This is a genomic window from Pseudoalteromonas sp. Xi13, assembly GCF_003952205.1.
In the GTDB taxonomy this organism is placed as follows: domain Bacteria; phylum Pseudomonadota; class Gammaproteobacteria; order Enterobacterales; family Alteromonadaceae; genus Pseudoalteromonas; species Pseudoalteromonas atlantica.
This window is the reverse complement of record NZ_CP034439.1, coordinates 2027964-2043698: the sequence shown is the minus strand read 5'-3', so window position 1 is coordinate 2043698 and position 15735 is coordinate 2027964. Positions and strand designations below refer to the sequence as shown.

The 15735-nt window shown below is 39.3% G+C and carries 14 protein-coding genes and 3 tRNA genes; 6 read left to right on the top strand and 11 right to left on the bottom strand.

Annotated features, from left to right (window positions below):
- Position 1: 1 nt before the first annotated feature.
- Both EJ103_RS09215 and EJ103_RS09210 read left to right on the top strand, forming a co-directional pair.
- Positions 2–1453 carry a hypothetical protein gene (locus EJ103_RS09215; RefSeq protein ID WP_126007275.1) on the top strand — a complete coding sequence of 484 codons (1452 nt, stop codon included), beginning with the start codon at positions 2–4 and terminating at the stop codon, positions 1451–1453.
- 7 nt (positions 1454–1460) lie between these two features.
- The gene (locus EJ103_RS09210; RefSeq protein ID WP_126007273.1) at positions 1461–2366 is read left to right on the top strand and encodes a ThuA domain-containing protein; all 906 of its coding nucleotides are present in this window, start codon (positions 1461–1463) and stop codon (positions 2364–2366) included.
- A gap of 229 nt (positions 2367–2595) precedes the next feature.
- Here EJ103_RS09210 and EJ103_RS09205 read toward each other — a convergent pair whose 3' ends face one another.
- Genes EJ103_RS09205 through EJ103_RS09195 form a run of 3 tightly spaced genes read right to left on the bottom strand, consistent with a single transcriptional unit; the run spans position 2596 to position 5462 of the window.
- On the bottom strand, positions 2596–4524 hold the full coding sequence (locus EJ103_RS09205; protein WP_126007271.1) for a CRTAC1 family protein: 1929 nt from the start codon (positions 4522–4524) through the stop codon (positions 2596–2598).
- 12 nt (positions 4525–4536) lie between these two features.
- Positions 4537–4752, bottom strand: a complete 216-nt coding sequence (locus EJ103_RS09200) for a hypothetical protein (protein ID WP_126007269.1) — start codon at positions 4750–4752, stop codon at positions 4537–4539.
- 5 nt (positions 4753–4757) lie between these two features.
- The gene (locus EJ103_RS09195) at positions 4758–5462 is read right to left on the bottom strand and encodes a hypothetical protein (protein ID WP_126007267.1); all 705 of its coding nucleotides are present in this window, start codon (positions 5460–5462) and stop codon (positions 4758–4760) included.
- A 406-nt stretch (positions 5463–5868) separates the two neighbouring features.
- Here EJ103_RS09195 and EJ103_RS09190 point away from each other — a divergent pair, with 406 nt between their 5' ends.
- Complete coding sequence (locus EJ103_RS09190; RefSeq protein WP_126007265.1) at positions 5869–8232, top strand: alkaline phosphatase D family protein; 2364 nt, start codon at positions 5869–5871, stop codon at positions 8230–8232.
- 364 nt (positions 8233–8596) lie between these two features.
- On the opposite strand, the gene EJ103_RS09185 is transcribed toward EJ103_RS09190, so the two are convergent.
- The 5 genes from EJ103_RS09185 to EJ103_RS09165 form a co-directional block, all read right to left on the bottom strand.
- Positions 8597–8681, bottom strand: a tRNA-OTHER gene (locus EJ103_RS09185).
- Between the two features lie 45 nt (positions 8682–8726).
- Positions 8727–8803, bottom strand: a tRNA-Val gene (locus EJ103_RS09180).
- A 45-nt stretch (positions 8804–8848) separates the two neighbouring features.
- A tRNA-Val gene (locus EJ103_RS09175) sits at positions 8849–8925 on the bottom strand.
- Positions 8926–9038: 113 nt separating this feature from the next.
- The gene (locus tag EJ103_RS09170; protein WP_126007263.1) at positions 9039–10085 is read right to left on the bottom strand and encodes a DUF3080 family protein; all 1047 of its coding nucleotides are present in this window, start codon (positions 10083–10085) and stop codon (positions 9039–9041) included.
- Positions 10078–11427 (bottom strand): MATE family efflux transporter, encoded by a 1350-nt coding sequence (locus tag EJ103_RS09165; protein WP_024033477.1) that lies wholly within the window; start codon positions 11425–11427, stop codon positions 10078–10080. The genes EJ103_RS09170 and EJ103_RS09165 overlap by 8 nt, the downstream gene beginning before the upstream one ends.
- A gap of 128 nt (positions 11428–11555) precedes the next feature.
- Here EJ103_RS09165 and EJ103_RS09160 point away from each other — a divergent pair, with 128 nt between their 5' ends.
- Positions 11556–12182, top strand: coding sequence for a riboflavin synthase subunit alpha (locus tag EJ103_RS09160; RefSeq protein ID WP_126007261.1), 627 nt, complete (start codon positions 11556–11558; stop codon positions 12180–12182).
- On the opposite strand, the gene EJ103_RS09155 is transcribed toward EJ103_RS09160, so the two are convergent.
- Both EJ103_RS09155 and EJ103_RS09150 read right to left on the bottom strand, forming a co-directional pair.
- Positions 12179–12382 (bottom strand): CPXCG motif-containing cysteine-rich protein, encoded by a 204-nt coding sequence (locus EJ103_RS09155; protein ID WP_004586763.1) that lies wholly within the window; start codon positions 12380–12382, stop codon positions 12179–12181. The two genes, EJ103_RS09160 and EJ103_RS09155, sit on opposite strands and share 4 nt — an antisense overlap.
- 197 nt (positions 12383–12579) lie before the next feature.
- A complete protein-coding gene (locus EJ103_RS09150; protein ID WP_004586762.1) occupies positions 12580–13443 on the bottom strand; it encodes a fructosamine kinase family protein in 864 nt (287 codons plus the stop codon).
- A 109-nt stretch (positions 13444–13552) separates the two neighbouring features.
- On the opposite strand from EJ103_RS09150, the gene EJ103_RS09145 reads away from it, so the two are divergent.
- Positions 13553–14245 (top strand): DUF445 domain-containing protein, encoded by a 693-nt coding sequence (locus tag EJ103_RS09145; protein ID WP_126007259.1) that lies wholly within the window; start codon positions 13553–13555, stop codon positions 14243–14245.
- Positions 14246–14294: 49 nt separating this feature from the next.
- Here the strand turns inward: EJ103_RS09145 and EJ103_RS09140 are convergent, their stop codons facing one another.
- The gene (locus tag EJ103_RS09140; protein ID WP_054982616.1) at positions 14295–14660 is read right to left on the bottom strand and encodes a DUF3718 domain-containing protein; all 366 of its coding nucleotides are present in this window, start codon (positions 14658–14660) and stop codon (positions 14295–14297) included.
- 250 nt (positions 14661–14910) lie between these two features.
- On the opposite strand from EJ103_RS09140, the gene EJ103_RS09135 reads away from it, so the two are divergent.
- Complete coding sequence (locus EJ103_RS09135; RefSeq protein ID WP_126007257.1) at positions 14911–15696, top strand: hypothetical protein; 786 nt, start codon at positions 14911–14913, stop codon at positions 15694–15696.
- Positions 15697–15735 lie beyond the last annotated feature (39 nt).

Sequence of the window (15735 nt, the reverse complement as noted above, 5' to 3'; positions counted from 1 at the left end):
TATGAAAATAATAACTAATTTTTTATCATCGATAATAATGCTGTCCGTTGCTTTGTCGATTAATGCACAACAAGCGCCACAACATGAATATAAACCTGATGGGTATAAAATAATCACTGTGGAAACACCAAAAGATGTTCGTTTTCATGTTACTGGGTTAGACAGTGATAGTGCTGGCATTATTTGGGTTGCCACTCGTTTTGGTGAGGTTTGGTATCTTAAGCAAGGGCAATGGTCAAAGTTTGCTGAAGGCCTACATGAGCCAACGGGGTTAATGGTTGACGACGATGGCTCAATTTTAGTTGCGCAAAAACCAGAACTGACGCGATTAATTGATACTAATAATGATAATAAAGCAGATGCTTATATACCCGTGGCAAATGATTGGGAGTTTCACGACAATTATCATGAGTTTACCTTTGGGCCTGTAAAAGACATTGCGGGCAATTTATTTGGCACTCTTAATTTGAGCCACAATAACCCCGATGCTTTCACTATGGGCGCGATGGGAAGCGCTGGTGGAAATCGCGGTTTTGCCTTTAAAGTAGATGAAAATGGTCGCTACTCTCCTTATGCGTTCGGCTTACGTTCTCCTGCCGGGATCGGTGCTAGCCCTAGTGGCGAAATATTTTTTACCGATAACCAAGGGGATTGGGTACCAACCTCAAAGATGCATTTGTTACAGAAAGATAAGTTTTACGGCCACCCTGTATCTTTGATTGAAATGGATGGTTTTACTAAAGAAAAAATAAAAAATTTATCGTTAGACACCTTGGCAGCAATGAGTGAAAAACCAGTGGTTTGGATACCACATGTAGAAGTCGCCAACTCACCCGGCAACCCCGAATGGAATACCACGAAAGGAAAATTCGGACCATTTGAGGGGCAGATTTTTATAGGCGACCAAACGCAATCAAACGTTTTCCGTGTTTTATTGGACCAAGTGAACGGCAAATACCAAGGTGCGGTTATTAACTTCATGAATAGGTTTCAAAGTGGCAATGTGCGTGCAGAATTTGACGTTAACGGCCAACTTTGGATTGGACAAACTGCAAGAGGTTGGGGGGCACAAGGTGGCAAACCATTCGGTTTAGAAAAAGTGGTTTGGGATGGAACCAATCCATTTGAATTATTAGACATTAAACTCACCAAAACAGGCTTCAGATTAACATATACGGATGAGTTGGACGCAGCGTCTGTGAAATTGGACAGTTTGTCGGCGCAATCTTGGCATTATCATTATTCAGGCAATTATGGTTCGCCGAAAAAAGACTTAACTCAGTTATCAGTCAGTCACATAACGCTAAGCAAAGACAAAAAGTCGATTGATATTGAACTGCCATTAATGGCAGATAAAATTGTGCAAATTGACTTTGCTGGTCTCAAAGATATCAATGGCCGAAGTGTTAGCGTAGAGAAAGTCTATTACACATTAAATGAGCTTATTGAATAGGAATTTCATGATCAAATTACTCATCACGTTATTAATAGTGCTTTTGTGCGGTTGTACATCACTATTTGCCAGTACTTCATCAATAAAAGTGTTGCTAGTAGACGGTCAAAATAACCATTCTGTTTGGCCGAAAACATCGAACATGGTGAAAACATTTCTTGAGCAAACAGGTCAGTTTGAGGTTGATATTTATCGAACCGCAAAAACGTGGAATGGTGGCAAGTTGCAGGAGCAATTTCCTGCTAATGATGGAAGAAAGCATCAAGATTTCGAACAGCCTGTAACAGACGAAACATTTTCACCTAACTTTGCTGATTATGATGTAGTGATTTCTAACTTTGGTTGGAAAGCGGCACCTTGGCCGAAACAAACAAGATTAGCGTTCGACAAATTTATGAAAAATGGTGGTGGTTTTGTATCTGTTCACGCTGCTAACAACTCGTTTCCTGAATGGTTTGAATACAATCAAATGATTGGACTGGGTGGTTGGGGCGGTCGTAACGAGAAGAGTGGCCCTTACATTTATTTTGATGAACAAGGACTATTAAAGCGTGATACATCAAAAGGACAAGGCGGTGGACACGGTAAAGAGCATGCATTTGAAATCGTTTTAAGGCAGCCGCACCCGATCACAAAATTACTTCCTCAAAACTGGACTCATAGCAAAGACGAATTATACAACCGCCTACGCGGCCCAGCACAAAATTTAACAGTGTTAGCAAGTGCATTTGACGATAAAAAATTCAATGGATTTGGACGCCATGAGCCTGTGCTGATGACGGTCAAGTATCACCAAGGTCGAGTGTTTCACACAACGCTAGGGCATGGCATTGAAGTATTCGAAGATGAGCACTTTATAAATGTTATGCGCCGTGGGGTAGAATGGGCAGCGACAGGCAAGGTAAAAGATTAAACCAATGCATTAATTATGAAATCCAAACTAAAATATTTGATGGTATTTACCTTGTTGTATTAACAAAGGCTCAGCGTAATTTTTATTGGATTAATAGAGACTTAACTATTATCAATAATCGACATCATTGCTTTGAAGGTACTTCAAATTTAAGTTTGAAAACGTGATAACTCTTTATGAGAAAAAACAGTTGTTAAATATTAAAAAGCCCCAAAACTGGGGCTTTTTATCAGTATTTGATATTACCTATATCGATTAAACGGTCTGCGGATTGATTACGCAATACTTGATTGCTGCCATCACGCCAAGTGACATTAATCGCCTTGATGTTAGCATCATTCCCTAAGCCAAAATGGGCAATGTTCATTAAACTTTGTGAGTGGTTTGCACTGTGCGAACCGACAACTTGATATTGGATCGTTTGGGCCGTTTTTATTTCAACCTTTGCCCCTATTGCATCAATCCCTGATGGCGAATATCCGATACGCACTAAGCTGTAATGGTTATTAAGCATCGCTGAGGTGTTTTTATACAAGTGCCAACGACCGTTGTCGTCATCGCCACTGAGCAGATCAAGCTTACCGTCATGGTTGTAATCAAATGCTGCGCCCATATCACCATGAGAATCTTGATTTAACTCGCTGGTGGCTGAATTTAATAGCTGGCTAGTAAATTGGTTATTGCCTTGGTTAATAAGCATCACATCAGCCACGCGTTGCTTTAAATGGCCAAATCGATACACCACGAAATCAATTAAAGTGTCATTATTAAAATCACCCGGCACCACGCCCCAGTTATTATCAATAGTTTGTTTTGGTAATTGCGCTGATATATCCGTAAGTTGACCTTTATCGTTACGTAGTAAAATATCACTTAATGCCAGATTTTGTGGTGTCCAATCTGTGTTATAGCTAGTGACATTTTTGAACGAAGCGCGCACATCCCATGCTAAATTATCCGCTAAATACCATTCTACCCGCCATTTGTTGTTACCTAAATGACCAATATACCAGCCTGTTTTATTGATATTTTTTGCAAATCCTTGGGCTTGATCTGCAGCGATGCTTTGCTCTGAAACTGGCGTGTTTATGGGTACCTGTTCGGCACCTAAAAAGACCGGCATAGCTTTCATTTTTTTGCCCCGAGGAAAATGATAAAAATCACTTAGAATCAAATCCCCCTGTGTTGTTAGGCTCAAGCCATCATGACTTTTATTGCCTTCGTCTCGTAAGTCTAAACGCTTTAGTTGGTCATTGTATGAAATACTATTATTGGCGATGGTGTAATGTAATTTGCCCCTAGCAAGGTAGTAGTCCATATCTCCATCATTATCGATATCGGCATGGGCGAGAGTTAAAGTACCCGTTGTATCGAGTGATTGTGGCAACACCTTAGCTGTGATATCGGTAAAATTAAAATCATTGTTACCTTGTAAAATTACTAACGGGCTGTAACCATTAAAGCCGAAAATATCAGGAATGTTATCGTTATTAAAATCAGTGATCAGCACACGCTCGCTATTTAAATTTTCAAAGACGGGGGAAGGGTGATAATCGAATGTACCATTGCCGTTATTTTCAAATAAAATGTTACGGGGGCTTTGCTCTGTCACCATTTTTTCAGCGTTAACTTGCATAAAGTCCAAGTCGCCATCGTTATCTAGATCAATCCACCGCACAGAACGTCCTCGCGCTCCCATTTCTGATAAGCCAGCTTGCGCTGTAGCATCAGTAAATTGACCTTGGTTGTTTTGTAATAACCGCTGTGGTTGCGGGCTAAGGCCATTACCGCCGCCTAATGATAATAAAATGTCATTATCGCCATCATTATCGTAATCGCCACTGGCCATGCCGTGTAAGTCAACTCGTGGGTAAATATCAGCTTGCTTGGTAAAACTAAAATCACTATTTGATAAGAATAACTGAACAGGCGTAGAGTCATGATTAGTTAGTAATAAATCATAGAGGCCATCATTATTTAAATCAGATAGGGATGGGCCGCCGTACTTCCAGTTTTTATCAGTTGTTAATCCCACTTCAACAGAGACATCGTCGAACATTATTTTAGGTTTAGCTTGCATGCTGGTGTGTTGATTACTGCAAGCTGTGATGCTAAGTGCAATAGATATAGCACTGAGTTTAAATACTGTATTGCTCATAGAAAATACTCCTTATAAGGTGTTGGTTGTGGGCTTAACCAAAGTAAACTCATTAATGTAGCTTTCTAAGTTTTCAACAATATCAGCTAAGTTATCGACCGTTTGTTGGTTACTTTGGATAGTACTTGTTACAGATTGAGCGTAAGTGTTGATTAAGGTTATTTGCTCATTGATGAAATTAGACACTGATGTTTGTTCTTCTGTGGCTGTGGCAATTTGCAGGGCCATGTCGATCAGCTCTTTAAGTACATTTCAATGGTGCGCTGTTGTATGGCTGACACATTTTTAACAACCTCTGGCCAATAAGTGCCAGCGATATTTAGCGGTTTATTGATTGTTTGATAGATGTTTTCACGGGTTTGTAGCGTCACTTCTTCAGACTTTAAATAGCTCACGTTTTGCGTCATTTGAATAAACGCACATTGTGTATTTTCAGTGGCAAAATTATAAAATAGGCCATTATAAGTTTGCACTGCGGTCGCGCTTCTGAAAATTTCGCCGTATATGTATACATCTAATTGTGTATTGCTTGCAGTATTTATAACGCTATCGTGAAATGAGCGTTCGACACTACTGGTGATGACCACAATTTCACTCAATGTCATTAATAGTTTGCGGATGAGATTGTTAATTTCATACATCGTGTTAACTTCTCGACCAAATTGAGCTATGTATGCTTTACTTAGGTGATTTTTTTCATCAGCTACTTGTCTGACTATTTGCAGATCGCTTAATTGTTTATCGATTATTTCTACGTGGTTATTCAAGGTCGGAAATTGCTTAACTGGCTGCTGGTTCTCAGTAATGAATTGTTTAAACTGATTAGTATTTGTTAGCGCGTTTTGTCGATAAGCGAGCCTCTGCTGCTGCGCCAAAGAAGATCGTACTTTTTTAACTGATATAAGCCCTGTAATTAGTAATGGAATAAGCACTAGCATTAAAATTCGTGTCTTTATTTTATAGTTATTTAGGAATGACATAACAAGTTAAGTTTAATGTTAATTGTCAACAATTAACTCAGGTTACATTTTTTTGTGATCAAATAGCAACCATTAATTAGTGCAATAATAAAGCAAAGCATAAAGTTGGGTGCTCAGCGTTTAGTTAAATGTTTTATCTTGGTGCGTGAGTAAATGCCAAACGTTTTAAATATAAGGGACTAAATCAATGTTGAACCGTGTGTTATTGCGGGTGAAATAGGGTCTTCAAAACATGTAATCTTACATTTGAATGAAGTTTTTATAATTTCTTAATGTTTTTCTGAAAACAAATGCTGATATTTTTAACGAAAACATATATTGTTTGTTTACTGTTAACAATATTCAATGTGTGAGATTGAAAATTATGAATAAAAATATATCTCGTCGCTCAGTTCTTAAAATGTTTGCTGCTGGGGTTGTTGCCACTGGCGTCTCTGGCTGTACTCGTCATTTAGGTGCTATGACTTCAACCGTTACTCGCGGTAACAAGGCTCACCGTGATAACTGGTATAAAACGTATAATAGAGTTTGGCTTGGCAAACAGTATTGGGCTAATCCGATGGAAGATTGGCGTGTGAATAACGGTGCGGCTGAATGTATAACTCGTGGGGGGAATCGCAGTGTTCACTCTTTAACTCATCAAATAACGAATATTGACCAAGCTTTTTCCATGTCAGTGGAGGTTACGCGTTTAAAGCAAAATAACAACGATGGTGGCGCGGGTATTCGTCTTGGCGCTAAAAGTGAACTCAATGAATACCGCAGTAACTGTTTTGTTCAACAGGGATATGACCTCGGTATTAAAAATAATGATTTAGTGTTGGGTAGCAACACTGTGCCTTTAAAAATTCCGTTAGAGAATCAAGCCGTTACTTTAACACTTATTGGGACTCCTCAATCAGGTGCTATGGCGTTAGAGCTAACTGCTCGTTTAACATCAACTGAAAATATAATCGGTACGGTTACCCATTTGGTACCTGCATCAGAGCTATTAGGTAATGTCGCGCTAGTGAGTAATTTCTCAATTCCATCTGTTACTTATGAAAATGTGCCTGAAGACAAATTAGGCGCACGTTATAAATTTAGCCACTGGGCTATGCAAGGTGAAGCGTTCTCTGTTACTGATGAACAGTCATTTGGCCCTATTCTTTGGACTATGTATTCATTAAGCGATACATTAAGTCATGACGGTTTTGTGATGAAATTGAGTGCTTACACAGGACCAATAGGTGGGCAAGACAATCAACAATTAGAGCTGCAAGTACAACGTGACAATCAATGGATTGCTATCGACTCACAGCGTATTGACCATGATGGCTGGTTGGCGACTTTTCGTATTGCCAATTGGGATGAGAAACAAGATACGCCTTATCGAGTTGTATATCATGAGAAATTCAGCGATGGTACACACACACCAGATATATATTCAGGGATTATAAAAGCAAACCCAAGCAATAATACGCTACGAATGGCTGCATTGACCTGTCAAAATGATTATGGCTTTCCGTACCAACCTGTTGCGCAAAATGTCGAAAAATTAAACCCCGATTTAGTGTTTTTCTCTGGCGATCAAATTTATGAAAGCCATGGGGGATTTGGTGTTATTCGTACGCCGGATGATTTGGCAATTTTAAACTATTTACGCAAATTTTATCAATTTGGTTGGGCTTTTAAAGAAGTCATGCGTAATCAACCGACAATTTGTTTACCTGATGATCACGATGTACTGCAAGGGAATTTGTGGGGGGAGGGAGGCGCAAAAATGCAAAATATTGCAAAAGACCCTTCAGCAAGTGTTTTAGGCGGTTACATAGATTCTGCGCGGGTGGTTAATATGGTACATAAAACAACGCTTAACCATCACCCAGATCCTTATGACTCTACACCAACTAATGGCATTAGTTCGTATTATGGGGCGATGCTATACGGCGGTGTTGGTTTTGCCATTCTTGCCGATAGGCAATGGAAAAGTGGCCCGGAGCGTATTAATGTTGCTGTGGGAGAAACAGGGCAAGACGAAGATCCGCTTTATTATAACCCGCTATTCAATCCTCTAGGTTTGGATCTGCTAGGAAGTCGCCAAGAGAATTTTCTTAAAGCGTGGGGTAATGACTGGCGCGGGCATAAATTAAAAGCGGTATTAAGCCAAACCGTATTCGCTGCTATTTCTACACATCAGCCTTTGCCAGATCGTTTCTTAAAATATGATTTTGACTCAAGTGGTTGGCCTGCCTCTGCGCGTAACCGTGCAATTGATGCAATGCGTGACTCTATGGCGTTACATATTTGTGGCGATACCCATTTAGGTTCTTTATCGCAATATGGTGTAAATCAACAAAGAGATAGTAATTGGGCTTTTTGTACGCCTGCTATTTCAGCAGGTTGGCCAAGGTGGTGGAAACCTGACTCGATGAATATGCCTTATCAAAACCGCCCTGCACATGGACTTGCCGAAACAGGCGAATATAATGACACCTTTGGCAACAAGATTTATGTCTATGCGGTTGGTAATCCAGAGGTTGGAAAATCAAATAACCGCTATGTGAAAGCACATGAAAAAGGCAGTGGTTTTGGGTTTATTACGTTTGATTGTGACAACCTCACTTACACAATGGATGCCTATCGATTTTTAGTCGATGTTAACGATGGTAAAGCAAGTAATCAGTTCCCGGGCTGGCCTGTAACAATTCATCAGCAAGAGAACAAAGGTAACAACCTGTTAAGTTAATTCAGGTTAAAATTACTCGTGTACTTTTTAAAACGGCGGTTGATATATTCAACCGCCGTTTTTATTGACGCAATTTTAAGTAAAAAATAATGTCTTAACTCTTTCAGTAATGCGGTTCTGAATTCGGCGCGGGGCATAAAGATTAGGAAGCGCGCTAACCAACTGAGTGATGGTTTAACTATTTATAGGAATAGGTTAATTAAATTGATTCAGTGGAATGAATAATTTTGTTACGACTGAGTGGATTCGAACCACCGATTTCGGCGTGGGCATAGAGAGTAGGTAGCGCGCTAACCAATTGAGTTATGGTTTAACTATTAATAGGAATAGGTTAATTAAATTGATTCAGTGGGATGAATAATTTTGGTACGACTGAGTGGATTCGAACCACCGATTTCGGCGTGGGCATAGAGAGTAGGTAGCGCTGTACCCAAATGAGCTACAGTCGTACAAATAGTATCTTAATCATATTTATTCAGAGGGGAGAATAGTTTTGGTACGACTGAGTGGATTCGAACCACCGACCTCTACCATGTCAAGGTAGCGCTCTAACCAACTGAGCTACAGTCGTACAAATAGTATCTTAATTATATTTATTCAAAGGGAAGAATAAATTTGGTACGACCGAGTGGATTCGAACCACCGACCTCTACCATGTCAAGGTAGCGCTCTAACCAACTGAGCTACGGTCGTATTGCTTAATTAAGATGCGATAAATTTAATTATCAGCGGCCGCTAATATATAGCGTGGTGAGTGGTGAATCAAGCAAGTTTGTTGCTTTTACGTTTATTTGCCGTTTTTTTATTCATATTGGGCTAATTTCACACGTTTTATAAAAGTTTTGCCACCAGGTAACATGTTTTTTGGCTGAGCCTTTAAGCTGGTTTAGTAGATTGTTTTGTGAATCCAGCGCTATCAAAGTATTTATTTGCTTATTTGTTATGGCTTGGTCAAACCACAGTTGGTTATACAAAGGTAAAAGTGTTTCAAGGTAGCCTGCTAAATTAGCCTGATAAGGCTGTATTTCTTTGAGGAAATACTTTTGAAACACGTTACTGACGATAGTGGCTATTTTTTTATTTTTTCCTGCTGGGCATATTTCATCGATGGATTGCGATTCGATAAATCGCGTGGCTGAATTATTAAACGCTATTTGCAGCCGTGCAGAATAAATGAGTAATTGGTTAAAACGGTACTTATTAAGCTGCTCTAACGCGTTAAAAATGTCTGCGGAGTTAATTTTTAAGTAGTGTTTATTGAGTATGTGTTGTTTTATGAGTGCAAGCTGCTGCATGGCCGCTACCGTGTCGCTAAACCCTGCAGGGGAAGCAGAAAGCTCTGAGCTGCTAGCTTGCCACGTGTTTTTTAGCTCAAATTCGTTATACAACATTAAATTAAAGTAGTGGTTTAGTGTTTGCTCTTTATGTGTTTTTGCTTTTAATAGGGTTTTATAAACTGCTGAGTTAGGCTCAAGCGTGCTTAAGCACTGCTGTGCATTTTGCACAAACTCTATTTGATACTTTAAAACACCGGCATGTCCGGCCGTTTTACCAAGCTGATTGTTGTGCTCACTAATAAGTAAGCTGAGCTTACAATGGCTTAAGCTGGCAAGTTCAATCAAGCTAATGGTGGTGGTGTTTAAAAGCGTGTTAGGGGGTAAAAGCGGGCTAATTGCTTCAGGTTTACTTAAACCGGGGGCTTGGGTTTCAAGGGGATTACTTAAGCGTGCTGTGTATGTTTGATAAGTGTTGCTAGGCGCTTTTGAACACCCAGCAAACACGGCGCAACACACCGCTAATAAACAACTTAACCATGTTTTGCTTGGTATTAATGTTAGTGCTTTTTTATACAAATGGCGCCTGCTTTAATCGCTTATTAACGGTGAACATAAGCCATACAGCAGCAACGGTTAAGCCAAAAATAATACCTATCCAAAAACCGTGCGGCCCCATGGCGGGCACAATTAAATCTGTTCTTCCCAATACGTAGCCTAAAGCAAACCCGATTAACCAGTAAGATATAAAGGTTATATACGATATAGGCTGCGTATGTTTTAAACCTCTTAAAATGCCGTTCGCAGCGACTTGGAGTGCATCAGGAATTTGATAAATACATGCCAAAATCATAATTGAGGTCGCTAATGCAATAACAGCTGGGCTGTCGGTGTATAGTTGGCTTATTAAATCGCGGCCAATAAAGGTTATAAAAGCTAAAAATAAGGCAATAGCAATGGCTAATATGTAGCTGGTTGATATAGCAGTTTTTAATTGGCTTAAATGGTTTTGACCAAATAAATTACCAATACGAATACTAATGGCGATAGATAAGCTCAGTGGCATCATAAATAATAACGCGGTCACGCTTCCCGCAATTTGATGACCCGACACAGCAACAGCACCTAAGTGTGCAATAAATAATGGTATACACGCAAATAGCGTAATTTCAAAAAAGGTGGCCAACGAAATAGGTATACCTAATTTAGTAATAATTCCAATGGTTTTAATATTGGGCTTTTCAAAATTTGCCAGCAGGGCTTTTGCATCGATTTTTTTACTAAACTGGCAATACGTCACTTGTGCAACAGCCATTACAGTCAGTACCAATGCCGTAGCAATACCACAACCTGCACCGCCGTAGGCTGGTAAGCCAAATAAACCATTTATAAAAATATAGTTAGCCGGAATATTAACGCCAAGGCCCAGTAAGCTGATATAAAAAGCGGGTTTTGTCATCCCCATGCCTTCGGTCATATTGCGATAAACGGTAAAAATTAAAAAACCAAAGGCTCCCCATTTCACAAAATGGATATAGTCGTACGCAAGGCTTGCGATAGCGGGGGTTGTATCGAGTTTTAAAATCACTATATCGGCTAGGTTGGCTATACCAAAACCAATTGCGCTTAAAATAGCGGTTAAATACAGAGCTTGCTGAAAATAATGGCTAATACCTTTTTTATCGTTAGCGCCCGCAAATTGGGCAATAATACCGGTTAACGCGAGCAAAATACCTTGCAGCGCCAGTAATAACGGGTTCCATATACCGGTTGCAATCGACAGCGCAGCCAAATCTGTTGGGCTTACTTGGCCTGCCATAATGGTGTCGACCACCGACATTAAAACGAGTGTTACTTGTGCTAAAAATACAGGTACGGCAAGGGTGATTAAACGTTTGGCTTCCCAGCTACTAAAGGTCATAAAAACAGCTATTTGATAAAACAGGGCGCAATTGTAATCGATTGTGTTTCAAATAAAAATCACTGTAGTGAATGATTTTACGAGTTGATACGTTAAACTAGCACTTTGTAATAATTTTAAGTGATTTTATGTTTACAGGAATCGTTCAAACTCAAGCTACTGTTGTATCTACCACGCATACCGAAGGGGTTTTACGTTTGGTTGTATCGGTAGGTGATGAATACGTTAAACATTTAGATTTAGGCGCGAGCATTGCAATTAATGGCTGTTGTTTAACGGTGGTTAAAGTTGAATTAAGTAACCACGATGTAGTGGCGCAAGTACATTTTGATGTAATTGATGAAACACTATTACTAACGAATTTAGGCAAGCTTGCACTAGGTAGCTTAGTTAATTATGAGCGCTCAGTAACCTTTGGTACTGAATTAGGTGGGCATATTGTGTCGGGGCACATACACTGCACTGCCCGAATTGGGCAAATAGTTAAGCAACAAAATAACTGTAAAATTCAGTTAAGCTTACCTACTAAATGGCAAAAGTATGTTTTGTACAAAGGCTTTGTAGCAATAAATGGCGCAAGTTTAACCGTGGGCGAAATTGACGAGCAGGGGTTTTGGTTACACCTGATCCCCGAAACGCTGGCCATTACAAATTTAGGCAACGCTCAAGTGGGTGATGAACTAAATATAGAAGTTGATCAGCAAACTTATACCATTATTAACACAGTAGAAAATTACTTACGCCACCAAGGCTAAAAAATTTGTTCATCGTCGCTGTCTATGTGTAACTCTAATTTTTTATGAGCATGGTCTATGTGCATGTTTAAATGAATAGGGTTACAACAGGCACTGCATTCTTCTACGTAGTCTTGATCCCCCATACTTGCGTCAATGTCTAGGTGTATGTGGTTGCCACAGTGTGGACACGTGATACGTTGTGATAAAAAATCTTTCATAATCACTCCAATAGTACCAAGGTAAGAATTAACTTGTTGATACGCGTTAATTAAGTTGTGCAGTTATACTAGCAACAAATTGATGGCTCAAAACTGAACTAAACAACAAGGTATTGAGCCTAAATAACATCCTTTTTAAATATAGTGCTGAAGCAACGATTATGACAGTTATTTTACGTCTTATGAGGCGTTATTATTTAAAGCGATAGCAGCTCATCAATATGCTGCTTAGCCTGAGTAAGATAGTGCCCTGCAAATATATTTGCGTGATTTAAAATAGGGTAGAGTTGGTATATTGCTTTGCGCTTTTTATAGTTTTCGCTTAATGGGTATTGCGCGTTATAGGCGTTATAAAAATCATCAGGTAAGGGGGCAAATAGCTCGCTCATTGCAATATCTACCTCGCGGTCTCCGTAATAACATGCGGGATTAAATAAGGTCGGTACATTTTTAATAAAGCCCATATTTCCTCGCCAAAAGTCGCCATGTACTAAAGAGGGCTCCACAATATGGCTGTGCAATTGCTCTTTTACCAGATTAATTAATAGCTCAGGCTCTACAAGCTGGATGCCTTTTTCGGCTAATAGTTGCAGTTGCCAGCCTATGCGCTCTTCTGCGTAAAATAAGTCCCATTTTTTATGCCATTGGTTTGGTTGCACAGTAGTGGCTAGGTAATTATCTACATCAAAGCCAAACATTGCTTGGTCGTGCTTTTGGTGCAGCATAGCCAGTTGTTTACCCATATCGTGCCAATGCGTGTGGGGCTGTTTATCAAGTACTAACCACTCTAGTACAATAAACGAAAATTCAATATTAGCACCTGTTACAATGCAGTCGGGCACCATAAAAACACTATTTTGGGTGAGCTGCTTAAGTCCTATCGCTTCGCTTTCTAGACGATCTAGTTCGCTTTTAAGGGCAATTTTAACCAGGTAATTGTGCTTTCCATCGGTGAGTTGATAGAGTTTATCGGTATTTGTACTTTGCAGCTGACGTTTGTAAGTATGTTTAAAGTCATAATGAATGGCTTGGCTAATGTGCTCGTTTACTGTTTTCCACATATCAATTGCTCGCCTTTTAAACAGATACTTAAACTATGGCAAAAAAGTATTAATTTAACAAACTAATCGTTGTAAAATTAACGATATAAAAAATGCTAATGGAGTAACAATGAACAAAAGTTTTATCACCAATTTGCTCGCTGTCTTGTGCGTAGTTATAGGCTACCTTTTTAACCACGCTATTGTGTTATCGGTGGGGTTATTTGCGCTATCAGGTGCTGTCACAAACTTATTGGCTGTTCATATGTTATTTGAAAAAGTACCTTTGTTATATGGCTCGGGTGTTATTGCTCTAAAATTTGAAAGTTTTAAAGTGGCTATTCGTAATTTAATTTTGACTGAGTTTTTCTCCGAACAAAAAATTAATAACCTACTTAGCAAAGCACAACCTAATATCGACTTTGAGGGCATTATTACTAAGGTTGATTTAAACCCTGCATTCGACAACCTACTTCAAGTAATAGAGCAATCTCAGTTTGGCAGTATGTTAGGTATGTTTGGTGGCACAGCGGCTATAGAGCCAATGCGAGAAAAGTTTATTGAAAAAATGCAGCTATCACTTGCACAAATTAGCCAAACAGACGATTTTAAAGCGCTAGTAAACGATACGTTATCGCAAGGGAATAGCGCACAAAGCTTGCATGCTACGGTACTTAAATTAGTTGATGAGCGTTTAAATGAACTCACCCCTAAAATGGTTAAAGACATTATTCAAACTATGATACGTGAGCATTTAGGCTGGCTAGTAGTATGGGGCGGTGTGTTTGGCGGTTTATTTGGATTAATTGCGGCCATTATTTAATAAATTAAGCCTGCTTACAAAGCAGGCTTAATTTTGTGTTAACTCCATACTATTTTGGCCCTGTGATGATTACTTTTTCTGGGTTGTACGATTTAGCTAAATCTTTAATTGATGTGCGAGTACTGGTATCAATATTTAAATAATTTGCGCTTTTATCAAGGTTATACAAAGTAACAAAATCGCCCATTGATAAGTTATTACAGTGCAGCTTTTTGCTCATTACCGCTTTGCTTATATTTAAATCGCGTGACGCTTTACGTACTACGTACGATTTATTTGCTGCAACAGCCATACAAGCCTGTGTACCTGGCGATGAATCGGCCGCGACAAATTGGGTGGCTAATGCTGGTTTTGCAATTAGTAAAGTTGCGCCTAGTACCATAGTTGTGCATAAAGTAGCTTTTAACGTGTTCATAATTAGTCCTCATTGTTTGTGGTTCAGCTTTATTATTGAGCGATTTAAACTAAAAAGCTGTTAACCAAACGCAACAAGGTGTAAGCAGGTATGTTTAAAAATACACACTTAAGCTAGGTGACTGAATTTAAGCCCTAATAAATGTGTTTTTTGACACACTTAGGCAAAATTATTTTATAGCTACTGACATATTTTCTCAGCCTGCTATTATCGCCCCCATTATTTACGCGCTTAATTTTTAGGAGAACCAGTGAGCAAAACGTTAGCCAGCTATTACCAGCAAGCGTATGCCTGCGAGCACAAGCATTTTAATCAATGTTTTTATTGTGGATGCGAAGCCACAGAGCGCGATCATTGCCCGCCGTTACATATGCTACAGAGCATTATTGATTTAGGCGAAGAGGCCGACTTTGTCTCTATTGCCGCGTGTTATGAGTGCCATGCCTTATTGCATAATGAAAGGCTAATGACGATAGATGAGCGTTTTACAAAACTTAAAAAAAAGCTCTCTAATAAGTACGCTAAGGCGCTGCGTGTTTATAACATGTGGGAAGAAAACGAATTAAGTGAAATGAGTGACGAATTTGCGCACAGCATTCAAGCGGGCATGAAATTAGGTAAAGAGGCATCTGAGCGTTTAGCGTTTACAGGCTTTACATATGCCACCGAAGAAGCCCGCGTGACCGTACGTGAAAAAACCAAAGAGTTTGATGTAGAAGGCACCGTTTTTACAGACTTCAAAGACGCGTTAAATTACTGTATTAACGTACTTAAAGTTCAAAAAAGTGACTTTTATAAAATATTGGTAGAGGATTATAACGGCGACTTTAATAGAGCTCTTAGCCAGTATCGTCATCGCCATGATAAAGTAACAGCAGCAAGCGATGGCAATACATTAATTAAGGATTTTGCTAAGCAACATAAGCAAAACTCAGACTTTGTAACTCGCACCGTAAAACACTTTATAAACAAAGATCCATCGCTTACAACCGAAGGCGCACTTGAAAAGCTGTATAACAATTATATAAAAAAATAATTACAGCCGTTTAACTCATTTAATCGCTTTTTTACCTGT

What these genes read in the sequence shown, in the direction of transcription:
- EJ103_RS09215 (WP_126007275.1), top strand. Translation starts at nt 2, where the DNA reads ATGAAAATAATAACTAATTTTTTATCATCGATAATAATGCTGTCCGTT.
- EJ103_RS09210 (WP_126007273.1), top strand. Translation starts at nt 1,461, where the DNA reads ATGATCAAATTACTCATCACGTTATTAATAGTGCTTTTGTGCGGTTGT.
- EJ103_RS09205 (WP_126007271.1), bottom strand. Translation starts at nt 4,524, where the DNA reads ATGAGCAATACAGTATTTAAACTCAGTGCTATATCTATTGCACTTAGC.
- EJ103_RS09200 (WP_126007269.1), bottom strand. Translation starts at nt 4,752, where the DNA reads ATGGCCCTGCAAATTGCCACAGCCACAGAAGAACAAACATCAGTGTCT.
- EJ103_RS09195 (WP_126007267.1), bottom strand. Translation starts at nt 5,462, where the DNA reads ATGCTAGTGCTTATTCCATTACTAATTACAGGGCTTATATCAGTTAAA.
- EJ103_RS09190 (WP_126007265.1), top strand. Translation starts at nt 5,869, where the DNA reads ATGAATAAAAATATATCTCGTCGCTCAGTTCTTAAAATGTTTGCTGCT.
- EJ103_RS09165 (WP_024033477.1), bottom strand. Translation starts at nt 11,427, where the DNA reads ATGACCTTTAGTAGCTGGGAAGCCAAACGTTTAATCACCCTTGCCGTA.
- EJ103_RS09160 (WP_126007261.1), top strand. Translation starts at nt 11,556, where the DNA reads ATGTTTACAGGAATCGTTCAAACTCAAGCTACTGTTGTATCTACCACG.
- EJ103_RS09155 (WP_004586763.1), bottom strand. Translation starts at nt 12,382, where the DNA reads ATGAAAGATTTTTTATCACAACGTATCACGTGTCCACACTGTGGCAAC.
- EJ103_RS09150 (WP_004586762.1), bottom strand. Translation starts at nt 13,443, where the DNA reads ATGTGGAAAACAGTAAACGAGCACATTAGCCAAGCCATTCATTATGAC.
- EJ103_RS09145 (WP_126007259.1), top strand. Translation starts at nt 13,553, where the DNA reads ATGAACAAAAGTTTTATCACCAATTTGCTCGCTGTCTTGTGCGTAGTT.
- EJ103_RS09140 (WP_054982616.1), bottom strand. Translation starts at nt 14,660, where the DNA reads ATGAACACGTTAAAAGCTACTTTATGCACAACTATGGTACTAGGCGCA.